20 protein-coding genes are annotated in these 16,590 nt (G+C 55.0%); 16 read left to right on the forward strand and 4 right to left on the reverse strand.

Annotated features, from left to right (window positions below):
- The first annotated feature begins 102 nt into the window (after positions 1-102).
- On the forward strand, positions 103-1,089 hold the full coding sequence (locus ACFQDM_RS17215) for a DUF3137 domain-containing protein (RefSeq protein WP_377381321.1): 987 nt from the start codon (positions 103-105) through the stop codon (positions 1,087-1,089).
- 104 nt (positions 1,090-1,193) lie between these two features.
- Complete coding sequence (locus ACFQDM_RS17220; protein WP_377381324.1) at positions 1,194-1,583, forward strand: hypothetical protein; 390 nt, start codon at positions 1,194-1,196, stop codon at positions 1,581-1,583.
- Between the two features lie 3 nt (positions 1,584-1,586).
- Here the strand turns inward: ACFQDM_RS17220 and ACFQDM_RS17225 are convergent, their stop codons facing one another.
- The 3 genes from ACFQDM_RS17225 to erpA are packed head-to-tail and all read right to left on the reverse strand — an operon-like array spanning position 1,587 to position 3,434.
- Positions 1,587-2,369, reverse strand: a complete 783-nt coding sequence (locus ACFQDM_RS17225) for an exodeoxyribonuclease III (protein WP_377381326.1) — start codon at positions 2,367-2,369, stop codon at positions 1,587-1,589.
- A 3-nt stretch (positions 2,370-2,372) separates the two neighbouring features.
- A complete protein-coding gene (locus ACFQDM_RS17230; protein WP_377381329.1) occupies positions 2,373-3,041 on the reverse strand; it encodes a nitroreductase in 669 nt (222 codons plus the stop codon).
- Positions 3,042-3,101: 60 nt separating this feature from the next.
- Complete coding sequence (gene erpA, locus ACFQDM_RS17235; protein WP_377382491.1) at positions 3,102-3,434, reverse strand: iron-sulfur cluster insertion protein ErpA; 333 nt, start codon at positions 3,432-3,434, stop codon at positions 3,102-3,104.
- Positions 3,435-3,500: 66 nt separating this feature from the next.
- Here erpA and ACFQDM_RS17240 point away from each other — a divergent pair, with 66 nt between their 5' ends.
- From ACFQDM_RS17240 to secF, 14 genes are all read left to right on the forward strand, one after another.
- Positions 3,501-4,685, forward strand: a complete 1,185-nt coding sequence (locus tag ACFQDM_RS17240) for a deoxyguanosinetriphosphate triphosphohydrolase (RefSeq protein ID WP_377381331.1) — start codon at positions 3,501-3,503, stop codon at positions 4,683-4,685.
- Between the two features lie 65 nt (positions 4,686-4,750).
- Positions 4,751-5,617, forward strand: coding sequence for an SPOR domain-containing protein (locus tag ACFQDM_RS17245; RefSeq protein ID WP_377381334.1), 867 nt, complete (start codon positions 4,751-4,753; stop codon positions 5,615-5,617).
- A gap of 4 nt (positions 5,618-5,621) precedes the next feature.
- On the forward strand, positions 5,622-6,662 hold the full coding sequence (gene nagZ / locus ACFQDM_RS17250) for a beta-N-acetylhexosaminidase (protein ID WP_377381336.1): 1,041 nt from the start codon (positions 5,622-5,624) through the stop codon (positions 6,660-6,662).
- Positions 6,655-7,491, forward strand: a complete 837-nt coding sequence (locus ACFQDM_RS17255; RefSeq protein ID WP_377381339.1) for a segregation and condensation protein A — start codon at positions 6,655-6,657, stop codon at positions 7,489-7,491. Before nagZ ends, ACFQDM_RS17255 begins: the two co-directional genes overlap by 8 nt.
- Positions 7,481-8,305 (forward strand): SMC-Scp complex subunit ScpB, encoded by an 825-nt coding sequence (gene scpB / locus ACFQDM_RS17260; RefSeq protein ID WP_377381341.1) that lies wholly within the window; start codon positions 7,481-7,483, stop codon positions 8,303-8,305. Before ACFQDM_RS17255 ends, scpB begins: the two co-directional genes overlap by 11 nt.
- A 62-nt stretch (positions 8,306-8,367) precedes the next feature.
- Entirely contained in the window at positions 8,368-8,571 is a 204-nt protein-coding gene (locus ACFQDM_RS17265; protein ID WP_377381343.1) for a twin-arginine translocase TatA/TatE family subunit, read from the forward strand.
- A gap of 15 nt (positions 8,572-8,586) precedes the next feature.
- Positions 8,587-8,895: a Sec-independent protein translocase protein TatB gene (gene tatB / locus ACFQDM_RS17270; protein ID WP_377381346.1), complete on the forward strand. Its 309-nt coding sequence runs from the start codon at positions 8,587-8,589 to the stop codon at positions 8,893-8,895.
- Positions 8,885-9,706 (forward strand): twin-arginine translocase subunit TatC, encoded by an 822-nt coding sequence (gene tatC, locus ACFQDM_RS17275; protein WP_377381348.1) that lies wholly within the window; start codon positions 8,885-8,887, stop codon positions 9,704-9,706. The genes tatB and tatC overlap by 11 nt, the downstream gene beginning before the upstream one ends.
- Positions 9,707-9,762: 56 nt before the next feature.
- On the forward strand, positions 9,763-11,082 hold the full coding sequence (gene serS, locus ACFQDM_RS17280) for a serine--tRNA ligase (protein ID WP_377381351.1): 1,320 nt from the start codon (positions 9,763-9,765) through the stop codon (positions 11,080-11,082).
- A complete protein-coding gene (gene surE, locus ACFQDM_RS17285; RefSeq protein WP_377381353.1) occupies positions 11,082-11,855 on the forward strand; it encodes a 5'/3'-nucleotidase SurE in 774 nt (257 codons plus the stop codon). Before serS ends, surE begins: the two co-directional genes overlap by 1 nt.
- Before the next feature lie 4 nt (positions 11,856-11,859).
- Positions 11,860-12,525 carry a protein-L-isoaspartate(D-aspartate) O-methyltransferase gene (locus ACFQDM_RS17290; RefSeq protein WP_377381355.1) on the forward strand — a complete coding sequence of 222 codons (666 nt, stop codon included), beginning with the start codon at positions 11,860-11,862 and terminating at the stop codon, positions 12,523-12,525.
- An 88-nt stretch (positions 12,526-12,613) separates the two neighbouring features.
- Entirely contained in the window at positions 12,614-12,952 is a 339-nt protein-coding gene (gene yajC / locus ACFQDM_RS17295) for a preprotein translocase subunit YajC (RefSeq protein ID WP_377381358.1), read from the forward strand.
- Positions 12,953-12,960: 8 nt separating this feature from the next.
- Positions 12,961-14,847, forward strand: coding sequence for a protein translocase subunit SecD (gene secD / locus ACFQDM_RS17300; RefSeq protein ID WP_377381361.1), 1,887 nt, complete (start codon positions 12,961-12,963; stop codon positions 14,845-14,847).
- A 12-nt stretch (positions 14,848-14,859) separates the two neighbouring features.
- Positions 14,860-15,864: a protein translocase subunit SecF gene (gene secF, locus ACFQDM_RS17305; RefSeq protein WP_377381363.1), complete on the forward strand. Its 1,005-nt coding sequence runs from the start codon at positions 14,860-14,862 to the stop codon at positions 15,862-15,864.
- Positions 15,865-15,934: 70 nt separating this feature from the next.
- Here the strand turns inward: secF and ACFQDM_RS17310 are convergent, their stop codons facing one another.
- The gene (locus ACFQDM_RS17310) at positions 15,935-16,537 is read right to left on the reverse strand and encodes a superoxide dismutase (protein ID WP_377381366.1); all 603 of its coding nucleotides are present in this window, start codon (positions 16,535-16,537) and stop codon (positions 15,935-15,937) included.
- Positions 16,538-16,590 lie beyond the last annotated feature (53 nt).

Consider the following 16,590-nt stretch of genomic DNA (forward strand, 5'->3'; position numbering starts at 1 on the left):
TATGCCTGCTGATCGATCGTAGAATGGCGCTTCTTCTGTGGGGGAAGGAGCGCACCTGCTTGCGAACTGGGTCGCAGGCAATGGAGTTGATTGGGGACAAAATTGACATCTGAACAGACAGACAAACTGGCCGGACTATATGACCGGTTGGCGAAACTACCGGATGAGTTTTCCGACTTTTCGCACATCTACCAGACAGACATCGAACCCGCGCTGAAGGAAAAGGAAGCGGACCGCCAGGCCGCCTGGCGAAAGGCGCGCATGATTATTGCTGCCGGTCTCATCATTGGCGGGTTGATCGCGCTGGGTGGATTCTACTTTTTCCGGAGTATCTTTCCGATCGCAATCGGGGCAATGGCGGGGTTCGGCTTAGGGAACTGGGGGTATTCCGGTGTCCGGGCGATAGGTCGGCAAGCCAAGCAGATTATGGTCCAGCCCATCGCTCAGCGGTTTGGGCTGACCTATAATGAGCTGGCATCGCCCGCAGCCAGCACACATCTCGATGCTGCGCGAGGTCTTGATCTCGTTCCGAGATGGGATCGAAAGCATCTGGAAGATGAGATCATTGGCGAGCGCAACGGAAATGGCTTTGAGTTTTTCGAAGCTCATCTTGAGCAGAGACGAACGACGCGGGACAGTCGAGGCAATACTCAGACCAAGTGGGTGACGGTGTTCCACGGTCAGTGCTGGATCATCAATTCGCCGAAGACATTTCACGGAACAACGAAAGTCTCGCGCGATTCTGGTCTTTTCAATGCCCTTGGCGCTATGGGCTCAAAATGGTCCCGCGCAAAACTGGAAGATCCGGTGTTCGAGAAAGTGTGGGAAGTCTACACGACAGATCAGGTGGAATCCCGCTATCTGCTGACCCCTGACGTCATGCAGGCGCTTGTCGAACTTGAGGCCGCATTCAAGAGCCAGAAACTTCGTTGTGCGTTCCATGAAGACCGGATTTACGTCGCGGCTGAAGGCGGCGATCTGTTCGAACCAGGCAGCATGATGAAATCTCTTGATGACCCGAACAGAGTAGGGGAGTTGCTCGAGGATTTTGCCCGTGTCTTCCATCTCATCGATGAGCTCGGCAAATAAGCGCAACTCGAAAATGGGGCAAAGATCCCCAAATCGGCATATTTCATTCATACTGGGGTCATGGACAGACTGGCATAAAGATCGCCAACGAAAGGAAGTTCTCTATGCGTAAGTCCCTTTTTCTTGTCATTGCTGGCGTCGCGATTGGTGGTTCTGTGCTTCCCGCTGCAGCTTCGGCTGCGACGGCCTCAGAATGCGTTGAACGTCAACGTGATCTGAACAAAGAGGGACAAGCGCTTCAGAAAGACTACGTAGCGCTTCAGAAGCTCGCAGAGCAGGCCGAACATGTTGGTGACGACTATGCGGCCGCTAAGGAAGAATCGGGCCTGGGTGATGCTGAAACCGCAGCGCGTGCATCAGCGCTCGGTGAGGAATTTCAGACACTGAAGGCGCGCGTGGCGAAGAAAAATGATGACCTGATGCAACGTTCAGACGCATTCAATAAGGCCCAGCGCGCGTTTAACAGCGCCTGTTCGGCCTACATGAAACGCTAAGCCTCAACCTTCTTCGAATGTACCAATGATGGGCACGTGGTCTGATGGTTTGGTCAGGCCGCGTGCTGATTTGTAGATCTCGACCGAGCTGGCAAGATCGGCCGTTTCCGGGCTCAGGAGCAAATGGTCAATCCGGATGCCATGGTCCTTCTGCCAGGCACCTTTCTGATAATCCCAGAACGTATACTGATGGCTGCGGCCATCAAGGCAGTCATAGGCCTCTGTGTAGCCGAGGTTCTGAATGGCGCGTAGCGCTGCACGACTTTCTGGCTGGGCAAGCGCATCATCGGCCCAGACAGCCGGGTCCCAGCAATCGTCATCGGTTGGAATGACATTGTAGTCGCCGGCCAGAACCACAGGCATTTCCCAGGCCAGAAGCTCCTTTGCGCGTGCCCGCAAATGCGTCATCCAATTGAGCTTGTATTCAAACTTTTCGCCTGGAAATGGATTGCCATTCGGCAGGTAAATTGAGGCGACCCGAAAGGGCGTGTCGCCGCCAATTGTTGCCTCGATATAGCGAGCCTGCTCATCGTCTTCATTGCCAGGCAATCCGCGCTGAACATCCTCGATGGGAAGCCGGGACAGAATTGCCACGCCATTGTAAGACTTCTGGCCAAGCGCTTCGACGGAATATCCGAGATCTTCAATCTCGAGATAGGGAAATCCGTCTGTCTCGCATTTGATTTCCTGAAGACAGATCACATCGCAATCGATGGATTTCAGAACCTCCATGACGGTTTCAAGCCGTGCCTTGATGGAGTTCACGTTCCAACTTGCGATTTTCATGATCTAATCCCGGAATTCAACGACTTCAGAAAGAGGTGCGCGGTCCGCGCGCATGGAGTTAACTGGGTGTGATTTGTCCGGATAGCCAAGAGCCATTCCGCAATAAAGCATTTCCGTTTCGCCCAGTCCGAGGTGCGCTTTGAGCGTGGTCCGGAGAATGCCCCAGCATTCCTGGAAGCAACTGCCCAGGCCAGCTTCTTCGGCAAGCAGAGCCACCGTCTGCATATACATGCCGGTATGCGCCCACTGGCCGTGGCCCATGCGCTCATCAATCACAAACATCAGAGCGACTGGCGCTCCGAAGAACCGAAAATTATTCGAGAACCAGTTCAGGCGCGCCATCTTGTCTTCGCGAGGAATTTCGAGCGCTTTATACATCGCCTCGCCAACGCCAAACCGCCGTGAGCGATAGGGTTCCCAAAGATTGTCAGGATAGATGGGGCGGTCTGTTGGTTCACCGGCCGGGTTTTTGGCGAGAACGCCTTGCGCCGTGTCGATCATGTTCTGAAGCGCATCGCCAGTCAGAACAATTGTGCGCCAGGGCTGAACGTTCCCGCCGGAAGGCGAACGCTGCGCCGTAGTCAGAAGCTCTTCCAAAAGCGCTTTCGGGACGGCTTTGTCCAGATAAGCTCTTGTCGACATGCGTTGATTGACTGCTTCCGTTACGTTCATAGACGTGCCTCCCATTTTCCTCTGTTGTTAGGCAGATATGGGAGGCGGAGCAAGAGCGTATCAGACGGAGAAGCTGGTCCCGCATCCACATGAGGCTGTCGCGTTCGGATTGTGAATTTTAAAGGCAGCACCAATGAGTTCATCTACGAAGTCGATCTCCGAACCTTCGAGAAATGGCAAACTCATGGCATCGATTGCAACCTTGGCTCCATCCCGTTCGACGAGCAGATCATCCTCATCAACGGATTTTCCAAAGTCGAACTTGTAGGAAAATCCGGAGCAGCCGCCGCCTTCGACCGATACGCGCAGAAAATCAGCGCCATTTTGATCGGCAAGAATCGCATTAATGCGTCGTGCAGCACTCGCGGACATTGTGACTGGCGTTTCCATAATTTCGTCCTTCTTGGCGTTCATCTCCTAGATAGGTGCCAAACGCCGTTTCGAAAAGAGACCAGCTTAATGCAGGAACTGATACCTTCTCGCGTCGAATATGCGAGCGAACCATCAAGAAGCAAGGGGCGTTTCTTTACAGAACCGCCATCCAAGACCCGGACGGCCTTTCAAAGGGACAGGGACCGGATCATTCATGCGAGCGCGTTTCGACGTCTGAAGATGAAGACGCAGGTTTTCGTGGCGCATGAGGGCGATCACTTCCGAACACGTCTGACCCACTCGCTCGAAGTCGCTCAGATTGCGCGTTCCGTCGCCCGCACGCTCGGGCTGGATGAAGATTTGTCAGAGGCTCTGGCGCTTGCGCATGATCTGGGCCATCCGCCATTCGGGCATGCAGGCGAAGACGAACTTGATGAATGCATGCAGGATTTCGAAGGCTTTGATCACAATGCGCAGACGTTGCGTGTGGTCACCATGCTGGAACAGCGTTACCCGACATTCGATGGTCTGAACCTGTGTTTCGAAACGCTGGAAGGTCTGGTCAAGCACAATGGGCCGCTTCTGAAGAACGGCAAGACCTATGAAGACCTCGCGCCGGGATTTCGCGATTTCCCGTATCTGCAGGAGCTCCAGCTCGATAAATTTGCAGGACCTGAAGCACAGGTCGCAGCGCTCGCAGATGACATCGCCTATAACAATCACGACATTGATGATGGGCTCTCTGCGCGGCTGTTCACGATTGATGAGATCTGTGATGTGCCGATGGTCGGGCGCGTATTCCGTCAGGTCCAGAAAGATTATCCGCTGCTGGATGAAGACCGCGTCATCGCAGAAGCCATTCGTCGTCTCATCGGTATCTGGATTGAGGATCTGACCAAAGAGACAAGCAAGCGTGCTAAAGATCTCCGTCCGCGCTCGGTTGAAGAGGTGCGTGACCTGAAATTACCGCTCGTAGCGTTTTCCGACGCACTGGAAAAAGAGCAGAAAGAGCTGCGAATTTTCCTTATGGAGCGCATGTATCGCCATTATAAGGTTAATCGCAAACGCAGTCAGGCCAAGCGTATCCTGAAAGACCTTTTTCATCTCTTTTTGGACGAGCCTGACACTTTGCCGCCACCTTGGAACGGTAAGGCAATGCAGGTGACCCGGGATGAAAGGGCGCGTGTGGTCTGCGATTACGTTGCCGGCATGACCGACAATTTCGCGATCGAGGAACATCGCCGCCTCTTCAATCTGGATGCCATGATGTGATGAAGTGTTAGCGCGTCGTTAATTCTTGTTATGATAGCGTTAATGCGAACGAAAGGATTCGCACTATGTCTGATGAGTTTTCACGAGATGATGCACCACGCGAGCGGTCAACTTATTCCGCGTTCGGTGATGAGTATCGTGGATTTGACGCCAGGGATGATGAGAGCAGCGGTCGTGGATTGCTCGTTGTCGGTCTGGCGGTCGGTGTTGTGCTCGTTTTCGGTACGGTCGTCTGGAATGCCTATCAGTCCGGCGTGAAGAAAGACGCAAGCGACACGCCGATCATTCGCGCCGACGCTGAACCTTACAAACGCAAGCCTGACGAGAGCGGCGGCGTTGAAACCCCGAACAAGGAAAAGCGGTTGTTCGACTCGGTCGATAATCGCGAGCGTGAGCCTCAGGAAATGCTGGCGTCGACGCGCACGGAGTCCGAACAGGTGATTGGCGATGGCCCGCGCGACATTCGTCCAGGTGGCGGCGGTGCAACACCGAACGCGACACCAACACCGGTGACCACTCCAACGCCATATCCGACACCGACGCCAACAGCGACGCCGACACCCGCTCCAGCTCCGGCGCCCGTCTATACGCCGACGCCAGAGCCAACGCCGGAAGCGGTACGCCAACCGGTTGAACCGACGCTGATCCCCGATCAGAGCAATAATGGTGCGTTCGATCAGTCCGGTCAGTATCTCGTCCAGATCATGGCACTTCGGGATATGCCGACCGCTGAAAAAGCCTGGTCACAGCTCGTTGAAGCGCATTCTGATCTTTTCGGAGGCGCGGTCATGGATATTCAGCGAGCAGATTTGGGCGCGAAGGGCATTTTCTATCGACTGCGCGCTGCTGCCTTTGCGACGCGGGCGGATGCTGAAACCTTTTGCAACGCGCTCAAATCGCGCGGTCAAAGCTGTATCGTAGCCACAAGGTAACAAGATGAAGGCCTGTATTCTCAGCGTTGCTGGTCCCGAACTCAGCCCGGAAGAGGCAGGCCTTTTTCGCGATCAGCACCCCTGGGCGGTCATTTTGATGGGGCGGAGCTGTGTTTCAAAGACGCAGATTCGCAAGCTCGTCGATCAGATATGGAAAACGCTTGAACGCCCGTGTCTGATCTTTATCGATCAGGAAGGCGGCCGCGTCGCGCGCCTGAAAGCGCCGGAGTGGCCAGTTTTTCCACCGGTTGCGCTCTATGGGCGTCTTCACGAGAAACACCCGGCTGAGGCTCTTCAGGCATGCTATCTCGGCCACTTTCTGATGGGGCGGGAGCTTTCCACACTCGGCATTCACGCGGACTGTTCTCCGGTGGTCGATCTCACCATACCGGGCGCGCACGATATCATCGGTGATCGGGCATTTTCCGGCAGTCCGGAAATCGTCGGAATGTTTGCAGAGCAGGCTTTGAAAGGCTTGAGCGATGCAGGCGTTGCCGGTGTCATCAAGCATATTCCAGGTCATGGACGTGCGAAGGTCGATAGTCACGAGGCGCTGCCAATCGTCGAGAGTGATCGTGAAGAGCTGGAAGCGGACTTTTCGGCTTTTCATTTTGTCCGAAGCGCGCCGATGGCGATGACGGCGCATATCTTATACCCAGAAATCGACCGGCTGGAGCCAGCCACAACGTCGAATATCGTGATTGACGATGTCATTCGTGCGCGAATCGGCTTTGATGGTTTGTTAATGAGTGATGATCTCGGCATGAAAGCGCTCGGGGGCTCGCTGGCGAGCCGAACAGAGCGTGCTCTGGAAGCAGGCTGCGACGTGGCCTTACACTGTTCCGGCTTTCTGACAGACCCGAAGGAAATCCTCAGCGAGATGACAGAAGTTGCGACCGCAGCTTTTCCTCTCGAGGGTGTGGCGCTTGAAAGAGCTGTACAGGCGGAAGCTTCGGCTCAGCAAGCGATTGAACTGGACGATGTGGATGCGCGTCGCAACTATGATGCGTTGATACGTCTAGCAAGGACGGACGTGTATGGCTGACGGTTTGGTGAATTCACCAGATTCGTTAGGGGCCAACTTCGATATCGATCAGAAAGATGCGTTTCTCGTAGATCTGGATGGTTTCGAAGGGCCGCTACATCTACTGCTGGCGCTCGCGCGGCGCCAGAAAGTCGATTTGCGCCGTATTTCAGTTCTTGAACTCGCTGAACAATATCTCGGATTTATTCAGGATGCGCGTAAGAAGCGTATCGACCTGGCAGCTGACTATCTATTGATGGCGGCCTGGCTGGCCTATCTGAAGTCGCGTCTCCTTTTGCCGAAGCCAGAGAAGGCGGAAAGCGACGACGAAGAATCGGCGGACGATCTCGCGGCGCGTCTGGCATTTCGTCTGCAAAGGCTGGAGGCCATGCGTCAGGCCGCGGCGGACCTCATGGAAAGCGATGTTCTGGGACGTGATGTTTTCGAACGCGGCCTGCCAGAACGACCGGTTGTCATCAAACGTGCTCAATACAACACGCGCATGATTGATCTCATGGCTGCGTTTGCGAAAATTCAGGACCGCAACAAGCGCGAAAAACCACACGAAGTCGTCAAACAATATGTGTTGCCGCTCGAAAGTGCGCGTGAAGTGATTGAAAAAGCGCTCCCCGAGCTCGATGACTGGCGCTCACTGAACGATATCAGTGACACAAAAAGAAGCGCCGAGGATGATAAGGTTGCTCCCAGAAAGTCTCGTCTTGCCAGTCTCTTCGCAGCATCTCTTGATATGACGAAAGCGCATCGTATCGACTTGCGGCAGGACAGTTATGGCGCGCCAGTCATGGTGAGACGGATGGACGAAGTCACAGAAGAAAGCCATGTCGTCTAAATCCGAAGAAGAACGCCTCGAGGCGATCCGTTCTGCTGTGAAGCAGATGAGCTTTGCCTATAAGGCGAATGAAAAAAAGACGCCTTCTAAATCCGATAACGATGTTGCCGAGATTGATGAGCCACAGCAGGCGAGGGCGCCCATACAGCTGGAAGTCGAAGCCGATGCATTGCGACGTGCGGAGGCGGTGCTCTTTGCAGCTGGCGAACCGGTTTCTGCTGAAGAAGTGTCGCGTGTTCTGCCGGATGGCATCGACGCATCAATCATCCTGATGACACTGAAAGAGGCGTATAATCGCCGCGGTGTGAATCTCGTTGAGGTGGGCGGGCGGTGGCGCTTCCAGACGGCACCGGACCTGCGACACCTTTTTACGGAATACCGCGAAGAAGACCGCAAACTGTCACCAGCCGCGCTCGAAACCATGGCGATCATTGCCTATTGTCAGCCCGTCACCCGGGCAGAGATCGAAGACGTTCGCGGCGTTGCGGTGTCGAAAGGCACGCTGGACATTCTTCTGGAATGTGGATGGGTCAGACATCGGGGGCGTCGCAAAACGCCTGGTCGTCCCGTGACCTACGGCACGACGTCCGAATTTCTTGAGCATTTTGGCCTCGAAAGTCTGGATGTTCTGCCAGGCAAATCAGAGTTCATGGCGGCGGGTCTGCTCGATAGTGCTTTGCCTGCGAATTTCGAAATGCCGAAACCGTCTGATTCAGATGCAGATGATGAAGAACCGTTCGTTGGTGATGAAACTGATGAAAATGCATCCTTCCATACAGATTTTCTTGCAGAAGATAATCGATCAGACGACTAGCCCGCATTGAGTCGATAGGGTATCGGGCCTATTGTAAGAGTATCGACTAGGAGATTTGAGTAATGGCCCCAGGTTGGATGCAATTAGCGCTTGTCGCGCTCATCGCGCTTTTGCTGTTTGGCGGTCGCGGCAAGATTTCCTCGATCATGGGTGACATGGCGAAAGGCATTAAGAGCTTCCGCACAGGTCTCAAGGATGACGACGAGGATCAGAAGAAAAAGCCCGAGCCAATCGACGTGACTCCTGAAAAAGACAAAGCAAGCTGAGCATTCGTTAGTTAGATGCTGCCACAGTTTGGATTATCTGAGCTCCTCTTGCTGGGGATTGCTGCACTCATTGTTGTTGGTCCGAAAGACCTGCCAATGATGATGCGCAAACTTGGCCAATGGGTTGGTCAGGCCAAGAAAATGGCAAATGAATTCCGCGGCGCTTTTGATGACATCGCCCGGCAGGCCGAATTGGATGAATTGCGGTCTGAAATCGAGTCCCTGAAAAAAGACAATCAGCTGGACAAGGCGATGTCGGATCTGAAAGACGCCGAGAAAGACATCAATGCTTCGGTGATGAGTGAGACCAAAGGTGACACGTAAAATCGAAGCTGATGATGAGCAGGAGGTTGAGAACTCAACCGCGCCGCTGCTTCAGCATTTGTATGAACTCCGAAGCCGTCTGATCTGGTCGCTGCTGGCATTGGCTGGCGGTACGATCCTTTGCTTCGTGTTTGCAGAGCCACTCTACAATCTCCTTCTGACACCGCTCGTTCGGGTCGCTGAGATTGAACGCGGCGATGCAACCTTCCGCCTTATCTATACCGGCCCGCTCGAGGTCTTTTTCGCGCAGTTAAAGCTCGCGCTTTTTGCGGGCATTTTCGTCGCCTTTCCTGCGATCGCCTGGCAGGTGTATTCCTTCGTTGCCCCAGGGCTCTACAAGAATGAACGCCGGGCGTTTCTTCCGTTTCTGATTTCAGCGCCAGCGCTTTTCGTGACCGGTGCGGTCTTCGTCTATATCGTGATGCTGCCGCTGATTTCTCAATTCGCTTTGAGCTTCGAGCAGGAAGCAAGAGACGGTGTCGCGGCGATTGAATCGCAGATCCGCGTGTCAGAATATCTGTCGCTCGTGATGGCACTCATGCTGGCCTTCGGGCTTTCCTTCCAGCTTCCTGTCGTTGTGAGCTTGCTGGGCAAGGCAGGGCTGGTCTCTGCCGGAACGCTTCGTACAGGTCGCAAATATGCGGCCGTCGCCATCCTTGCGTTTGCTGCCTTCTTCACGCCGCCAGACATCATCTCGCAGGTCATGCTGGCCGTTCCGGTGATGATCCTCTACGAAATTTCGATCTGGTGCGTTGTCATGATTGAACGTGCTCGCGAACGTGAAGACGCGGAACGCGAAGGCGAAGAGTAGACGTCAACGCCGCATATCGTTAAGCAGCAGCTGACCAACAGTTCAGGTGCTAAGTTATGCATGACATCCGATTCATTCGTGAGAACCCGAAAGCTTTCGATGAGGCGCTCAAGCGACGCTCTTATCCACTGCCGGAGTCTGGTGGATCCTGGTCGGACGTCATTCTGTCTTATGACGCGGATGTGCGTGCAGCCGTCGCGAAAAAGCAGGATGCGGAAACAACGCGCAATCAGTCTTCCAAGCTGATCGGCAAGGCGAAGGCGAGCGGTGACGAAGCCGAAGCTGAGCGTCTGATGAAGGCCGTGGCTGATGCCAAAAAGGTCATCGAAACGGTTGGAGATGAAGAAGCCAACGCGCAAAAACGCCGCGATGACATCCTCCTGTCGCTTCCGAACCTTCCATATGAGGATGTTCCGCTCGGCGAGAGCGAAGACGACAATGTCGAGGTGCGTCAGTGGGGCGAGGCGCCGAGCTTCACCTTTGAGCCAAAATCTCACGATGCTGTCGGCGAGGCGCTCAGCGCTGGTGATGCCGGACCGCAAATGGACTTTGAAGCCGCGGTTTCTATGTCGGGTTCGCGCTTTGTCGCGCTCAAGGGGCAAATGGCACGTCTCGAACGCGCATTGTCTGCCTTCATGCTGGATACGCAAACCCTTGAGAACGGGTATCTGGAAGTGAGCCCGCCTTTGCTGGTTCAGGACAAGGCGCTCGAAGGAACAGGCCAGCTTCCGAAGTTTGAAGAAGATCTCTTCAAGACGACGTCTGGCCATTATCTCATCCCGACGGCTGAGGTGTCCGTCACCAATCTGGTCCGCGAGCAGATTGTGGCTGACGAAGCTTTGCCGCTCCGTTTCACGGCTCACACGCCTTGCTTCCGTTCCGAAGCCGGCAGTGCAGGGCGCGACACCAAGGGCATGATCCGGCTTCACCAGTTCAACAAGGTTGAGATGGTTTCCATCACCAAGCCGGAAGAGTCCGATGCAGAGCTCGAGCGTATGACGGGCTGCGCTGAGGGCGTGTTGCAGAAACTCGGGCTTGCTTACCGCGTCGTGAAACTCTGCACCGGCGATATGGGCTTTGGCGCGCGTCGCACTTACGACATCGAGGTCTGGCTGCCGAGCCAGAACACCTATCGTGAGATTTCTTCCTGCTCGACCTGCGGAGACTTCCAGGCGCGTCGCATGAATGCCCGTTTCCGCCGTGCCGGAGAGAAGAAGCCGGAATTCGTTCACACGCTGAACGGCTCTGGTCTCGCTGTTGGCCGCACGCTCGTCGCCGTTGTCGAGAACTATCAGAACGAAGACGGCAGCATCACCGTGCCTGACGTGCTGGTGCCATATATGGGCGGCGTGACGAAGATCGAATCAGCGAACTGATGCGTATCCTGCTCACCAATGATGACGGCATCCATGCAGAAGGCCTGCGCGTGCTCGAGGAGATCGCGCGTGAGCTTTCTGATGATGTCTGGATTGTCGCGCCTGAAGTCGAACAATCGGGCAAGTCCCGCGCCGTCACGCTGACGGACCCGGTTCGTGTTCGTCAGGTCGAGCCTCAGAAGTTCGCCGTTCAGGGCACACCGACAGACTGCGTGCTGATAGGCCTGCTTGAGCTCGTTGAAGGCAAGAAACCAGATCTCGTCCTCTCAGGGGTGAATCGCGGTCAGAATATCGCTGAAGACACGACCTATTCCGGCACCATTGCCGGCGCGATGTGTGGCATGCAGCATGGCGTGCGCTCCGTTGCGCTCAGCCAGTCGCGAAACTTTCAGCATGATGGGTCGCTGCCATGGGAAACCGCACGCCAGTGGGGACCAAAGGTGCTCAAGCCCTTGCTTGAAACCGAATGGCCAGATGATGTCGTGATCAATGTGAACTTCCCGGACCGCGCACCTGAAGCGGTCAAAGGTGTCGAGATCACGCGCCAGGGTTTTCGCGATGAAAACATCATTCGGGCAGAGCGCCGGATAGATCTGCGCGGCGATACCTATTTCTGGATCGGCTATCGCGGAAAACTCTCTCAGCCTGCAGAGGGGACCGATTTGAAGGCGATCTATGACGGGAAGGTGTCGATCAGCCCATTGCATGTAGACCTGACCCATGATCGCACATTAGAGTCGATGAGAGGCGCATTATCCGGGGTTTGGGAGTAGGTGATTGGCGAGCGGTTCGTATGAGAAGGATCCATACCGGGTCGCTAAGCTGATCCTGGCGCTGCGCCAATGGGGCGTAACGGAACCTGCGCTGCTCAACGCTGTTGAAGCTCTCCCGCGCGAGCCGTTTCTGGCACCCGACCTCGCTGAGTTTGCCTATGAGGATGTGGCGCTTCCGATTCCCTGTGGTCAGATTGCGTCCCCACCGCCGCTCGCCGTTGCGATGATCGACGCGTTGAAGCTTGGAACATCACGCACCATGAATGTTCTGGAGATCGGCACGGGCAGTGGTTACATGACAGCGTTACTATCGCGTCTGTCTCGCCGCGTGAACACGCTCGATCGCTTTCGAACACTGAGCACACAGGCGCAGAAACGGTTTGATGATCTGGGCCTTGCCAACATCACATCTCACTGCTCGGACGGCTTTGATGGCTGGCCGCAGGCTGCGCCATTTGATCGCATTATCTCGACCTGTGCGCTTGAGGATTTGCCGGAAGCATGGTCCGAACAGGTCAAGCCCGGGGGCATCATTCTGGTGCCAATCGGTACGAATGAAGATCAGCGCGTGTTGCGGTTCACGAAAACACCCAGCGGGAGTATGGCATCTGAGACACTCATGCCATCAAACTTCCTTCATTTGATTGCGGGCGTTGCAAAACAACTCTGAAACTAAAGTGTGAGGGTTGTTTGCAAATTGGTGCGCGCCCAAGTATAGCTCCGCGATCTGAAATCACATTTCCCAACGGACGGAACATATGCTTGATTCTATACCGACACTGACCGCAGCGGCGGGCGGTTCTAACCTTCTCACCGGCATTATTCTGCCTTTCGGCGCGATGGCGCTGATCATGTATTTTCTCCTGATCCGTCCGCAGCAGCAGCAGCGCAAAAAGCATCAGGAAATGATTGCCAACATCAAGAAGAACGACATGATCATCACGTCGGGCGGCCTGATTGGTAAAGTCGTCAAAGTCGACGAAAAAGAAATGCGCATCAACCTCGGTGACACCGAAGTTCGCATCGTTCGCTCAATGGTCGTGGACCTTTTCAACAAGGACACCACACCAGCGAACACCAACGACAAAAAAGGTTAAGCTAACCTATGCTTCAGTTTCCGACCTGGAAGGTGGCGCTCATTCTTGGCGTCACCCTGATCGGCGCGTTACTGGCCTTGCCGAATGCGCTCAATGAAAGACAACGGGAAGCCATTCCGGGTTTCCTGCCGAGTTCGCAAGTCAATCTGGGTCTGGACCTGAGGGGTGGTGTCTATCTGCTTCTCGACGTCGACCACCAGAGATCGGTTCTGAAGCAGCTGAGCGATATCGAACGCGAAGCCCAGAAACAGTTGAACGCGACGCGCGGTGCTGACCGCATCACCTATAGTGATCTTCGCGTTCACCCGGCAGCGGTCCATGTGGATCTCGGCAGTGATGAAGCCGTCCAGCAAGCGATTGCGGCGCTTCAGCCACTCGTGGATGACACTTCGGTTGTTGTTGACGGCATTCGCGTCGCACGCCGCGCCGGACAGGCGATTGAAGTGACGCTGACAGACAATATGTTGTCAGCCATTCAGTCGGACCCGACACGCTCCTTCACAACAGAGCTTGAATCGCTGGAGACACGTGTCCGCCAGCGTCTTTCCAGCAATGGTGTGGCGGTCTCCAATATTGAGATCAGCAAGCCGGCTCTGCGCTTCCGTCCGCGTGACTCGTCAAAGACAGATGCCGCGCTGAACATCATGCGCGAGCTCAATCGGGCGTCCATGGGCGGTCAGATTGGTGCCTCTGGCCTCAACACACGGGTATTGAACACCGGTGAGATCGAAGTCTCCTTCACGGATCAGAAAAGCGACGAAATCAAACGCGACGCTGTTCAGCAGACTGTCGCAAAGCTTGGTCCGCGTCTCGACCCGGACGGCCTTGGCGAAATTTCGGTTCAGCCGCAGGGCGAGAGCCGGATCATCGTTGAAGCGCCAGGCGAGAAAGATCCGTCACGCCTGAAGGCTCTGATCCAGCAGCCGGGCGTTCTGACCCTGAACCTCGTTGATGAAAACCCATCGCGGCTCCGGGCTGCCATGGAAACCGGTCGGACGCAGGACGGATACGAACTTGTCTCATCCACGGATGGCGAAACGCTTCTGATCGTTGCTGATCCGATTATCGAAGGTGATCAGGTCAAAAGCGCATCTCAGATCTTTGATGAGAGCAACAACCCCGCCGTCAGCTTCAGCCTGAATGTGCGTGGCGCAACGCAGTTCTTCCGCGCTACGGGTGAGAATGTCGGACGCCGCTTTGCCATTATTCTCGATGGTGTCTCGCGGTCGGCGCCGCGTATTCAGGAGCCGATCCCAGGTGGTACTGCGCGCATCACCGGCCAGTTCAGCATGGAAGAGGCCCGTGATCTGGCAACGATCGTTCAGGCCGGTGCTCTCCCGGCAGATATTGTTGTCGTTGAAGAGCGTCAGGTCGGTCCGTCCCTTGGTCAGGATTCGATTGAAGCAGGTGCGCTTGCTTCTATTATCGGTCTGGCCCTGGTCGCAATCTTCATGATCATTGCTTACGGCTCGTTTGGCGGCTTTGCCGTCGGTTCGCTCGTGGTCAATATCATTCTCATTCTCGGGGCTCTGTCAGGGCTCGGGGCGACGCTCACACTTCCAGGTATCGCAGGCATCATTCTGACCATTGGTATGGCGGTCGATGCGAACGTGCTCGTGTTTGAACGGATCCGTGAGGAAGCGCGAAACGGGCGATCACCGATGAGTGCCGTCGACATTGGCTATCAACAGGCTCTGTCGACCATTCTGGATGCGAACATCACGACACTTCTGGCCGCAGCCGTTCTCTATACGCTCGGTTCGGGGCCTGTGAAAGGCTTCGCTGTGACGCTCGCGATTGGTATTTTCACATCCGTGTTCACCGCATTCGTTGTGACCCGTTGGTTCACTGTTCTCTGGCTTCGTGGCACACGCCCGAAAAAGCTGCCGATTTAGGAGGTCGCACACATGTTGATGAAACGTCTTCCGATCGAGACCAATATCGATTTCATGTCGGTCCGGATGATCGCGTTTGCGATTTCCGGTCTGGCGATCATCCTGTCACTCGCATTGATTCCGATGCGGGGCCTCAATTTCGGTATCGACTTTGCGGGCGGTACGCTTGTTGAGATTTCTGCGCCGGAAGGTGTGGAAACCGAAGATATCCGGTCATCTCTGACAGATCTGAACCTTAAGGATTTGCAGGTCACCTCGGCGACCGGCACAGGCGCCAACGCGCAGGAAATCTTTGTCATCCGCGCCGCGACGAGTGATGATGGCGTGAGTGCCAGCACGTCCGAGGAAGGTGAGGCGCCAGTTGTCTCAAGCGAAGCCGACCTCGTGGTCGCCACACTGCAGGAAGTCTTTCCGCAGGACGATCTTGAGAATCCGGCCTGGGAAGTTCTGCGCAAGGAGAACGTCGGACCGAAGGTTTCTCACGAGCTCTTGCGTGCCGGTTTGACGGCGCTCATCGTCGCTCTGGCATTCATGCTCGTTTATATCTGGTTCCGGTTCGAACTTCAGTTCTCGATCGGCGCGGTCCTTGCGCTGGTTCACGATATTATCCTGACCATTGGCGTGTTCTCGCTGTTGCAGATCGACTTCAATCTGACGACGATTGCGGCGCTTCTGACGATTATCGGTTATTCGATGAACGACACGGTTGTTGTGTATGACCGCGTGCGTGAGGAACTTCGCAAATACAAGAAGATGCCTCTGAAGGACCTGATCAACATGTCTCTGAACCGGACGTTGTCGCGTACGGTTCTGACGTCAGGCACGACGCTTCTGGCTTTGATCTCGATCTATACGCTTGGCGGCGAAGTTCTGCGTGGTTTCTCCTTCGCTCTCATCTGGGGCATTATCGTTGGTACGTATTCGTCGATCTTCGTCGCGTCCGCGCTTCTGCTTCACACCGGTCTCAAACGGGACCGGAAGGCAGATCAGCAGGACGCCGAGAAGTCGTTCAGCTAAACCAGATTGATGGACACAAAAAACCCGGGCAGTGCCCGGGTTTTTCTATGCTTGAAATCAGATTTTGATTTTATGCGTCAGCAAGGTTCTGGTTCGCAAAGTCCCAGTTCACCAGCTCGTCGAGGAATGTCTCGATGTATTTTGGACGCGCATTCTGATAATCCAGATAGTAAGCGTGTTCCCAGACGTCCATTGTCAGAAGCGGTATCACACCATCTTCCGTGAGGGGTGTCTCAGCGTTCGGCGTTTTGCGAACTTCCAGTTTGCCGCCGTTCAGGACGAGCCAGGCCCAGCCAGAACCGAACTGTGTCGCGCCAGCTGTTGAGAAAGCTTCTTTGAACTTGTCGTAAGAACCGAAGTCACGGTCGATCATTTCGGCAACTTTGCCCGTTGGCGCACCGCCGCCATCAGCCTTCATGGAATGCCAATAGAATGTGTGGTTCCAGACCTGAGCGGCGTTGTTGAAAACGCCAGCTTTGGACGAATCAGCTGCAGCGATTGAAATGATCTCTTCAAGGGATTTACCCTCAAGGTCAGACCCTTCAATAAGCTTGTTCAGATTGGTGACATACGCCTGATGGTGTTTGCCATAGTGGAAATTCAGTGTTTCCTCTGAAATATGTGGGGCAAGCGCGTTGCGCTCATATGGAAGGCTTGGAAGATCAAAAGCCATGGAATAGGTCCTCCTTATAAAAACCGGCAGTCACGTCACCGGGACGCAAACAG

Origin of the sequence: Ponticaulis profundi (assembly GCF_042659465.1) — a bacterium.
Taxonomy (GTDB): Bacteria; Pseudomonadota; Alphaproteobacteria; order Caulobacterales; family Hyphomonadaceae; genus Ponticaulis; species Ponticaulis profundi.

Excerpts from the sequence above, each read along its gene's own strand:
- secD (WP_377381361.1), top strand. The coding sequence starts at position 12,961 with ATGCTTCAGTTTCCGACCTGGAAGGTGGCGCTCATTCTTGGCGTCACC.
- ACFQDM_RS17230 (WP_377381329.1), bottom strand. The coding sequence starts at position 3,041 with ATGAACGTAACGGAAGCAGTCAATCAACGCATGTCGACAAGAGCTTAT.
- secF (WP_377381363.1), top strand. The coding sequence starts at position 14,860 with ATGTTGATGAAACGTCTTCCGATCGAGACCAATATCGATTTCATGTCG.
- scpB (WP_377381341.1), top strand. The coding sequence starts at position 7,481 with ATGTCGTCTAAATCCGAAGAAGAACGCCTCGAGGCGATCCGTTCTGCT.
- serS (WP_377381351.1), top strand. The coding sequence starts at position 9,763 with ATGCATGACATCCGATTCATTCGTGAGAACCCGAAAGCTTTCGATGAG.
- yajC (WP_377381358.1), top strand. The coding sequence starts at position 12,614 with ATGCTTGATTCTATACCGACACTGACCGCAGCGGCGGGCGGTTCTAAC.
- ACFQDM_RS17265 (WP_377381343.1), top strand. The coding sequence starts at position 8,368 with ATGGCCCCAGGTTGGATGCAATTAGCGCTTGTCGCGCTCATCGCGCTT.
- ACFQDM_RS17255 (WP_377381339.1), top strand. The coding sequence starts at position 6,655 with ATGGCTGACGGTTTGGTGAATTCACCAGATTCGTTAGGGGCCAACTTC.
- ACFQDM_RS17225 (WP_377381326.1), bottom strand. The coding sequence starts at position 2,369 with ATGAAAATCGCAAGTTGGAACGTGAACTCCATCAAGGCACGGCTTGAA.
- nagZ (WP_377381336.1), top strand. The coding sequence starts at position 5,622 with ATGAAGGCCTGTATTCTCAGCGTTGCTGGTCCCGAACTCAGCCCGGAA.
- ACFQDM_RS17240 (WP_377381331.1), top strand. The coding sequence starts at position 3,501 with ATGCAGGAACTGATACCTTCTCGCGTCGAATATGCGAGCGAACCATCA.
- tatB (WP_377381346.1), top strand. The coding sequence starts at position 8,587 with ATGCTGCCACAGTTTGGATTATCTGAGCTCCTCTTGCTGGGGATTGCT.
- ACFQDM_RS17220 (WP_377381324.1), top strand. The coding sequence starts at position 1,194 with ATGCGTAAGTCCCTTTTTCTTGTCATTGCTGGCGTCGCGATTGGTGGT.
- ACFQDM_RS17310 (WP_377381366.1), bottom strand. The coding sequence starts at position 16,537 with ATGGCTTTTGATCTTCCAAGCCTTCCATATGAGCGCAACGCGCTTGCC.
- surE (WP_377381353.1), top strand. The coding sequence starts at position 11,082 with ATGCGTATCCTGCTCACCAATGATGACGGCATCCATGCAGAAGGCCTG.
- ACFQDM_RS17245 (WP_377381334.1), top strand. The coding sequence starts at position 4,751 with ATGTCTGATGAGTTTTCACGAGATGATGCACCACGCGAGCGGTCAACT.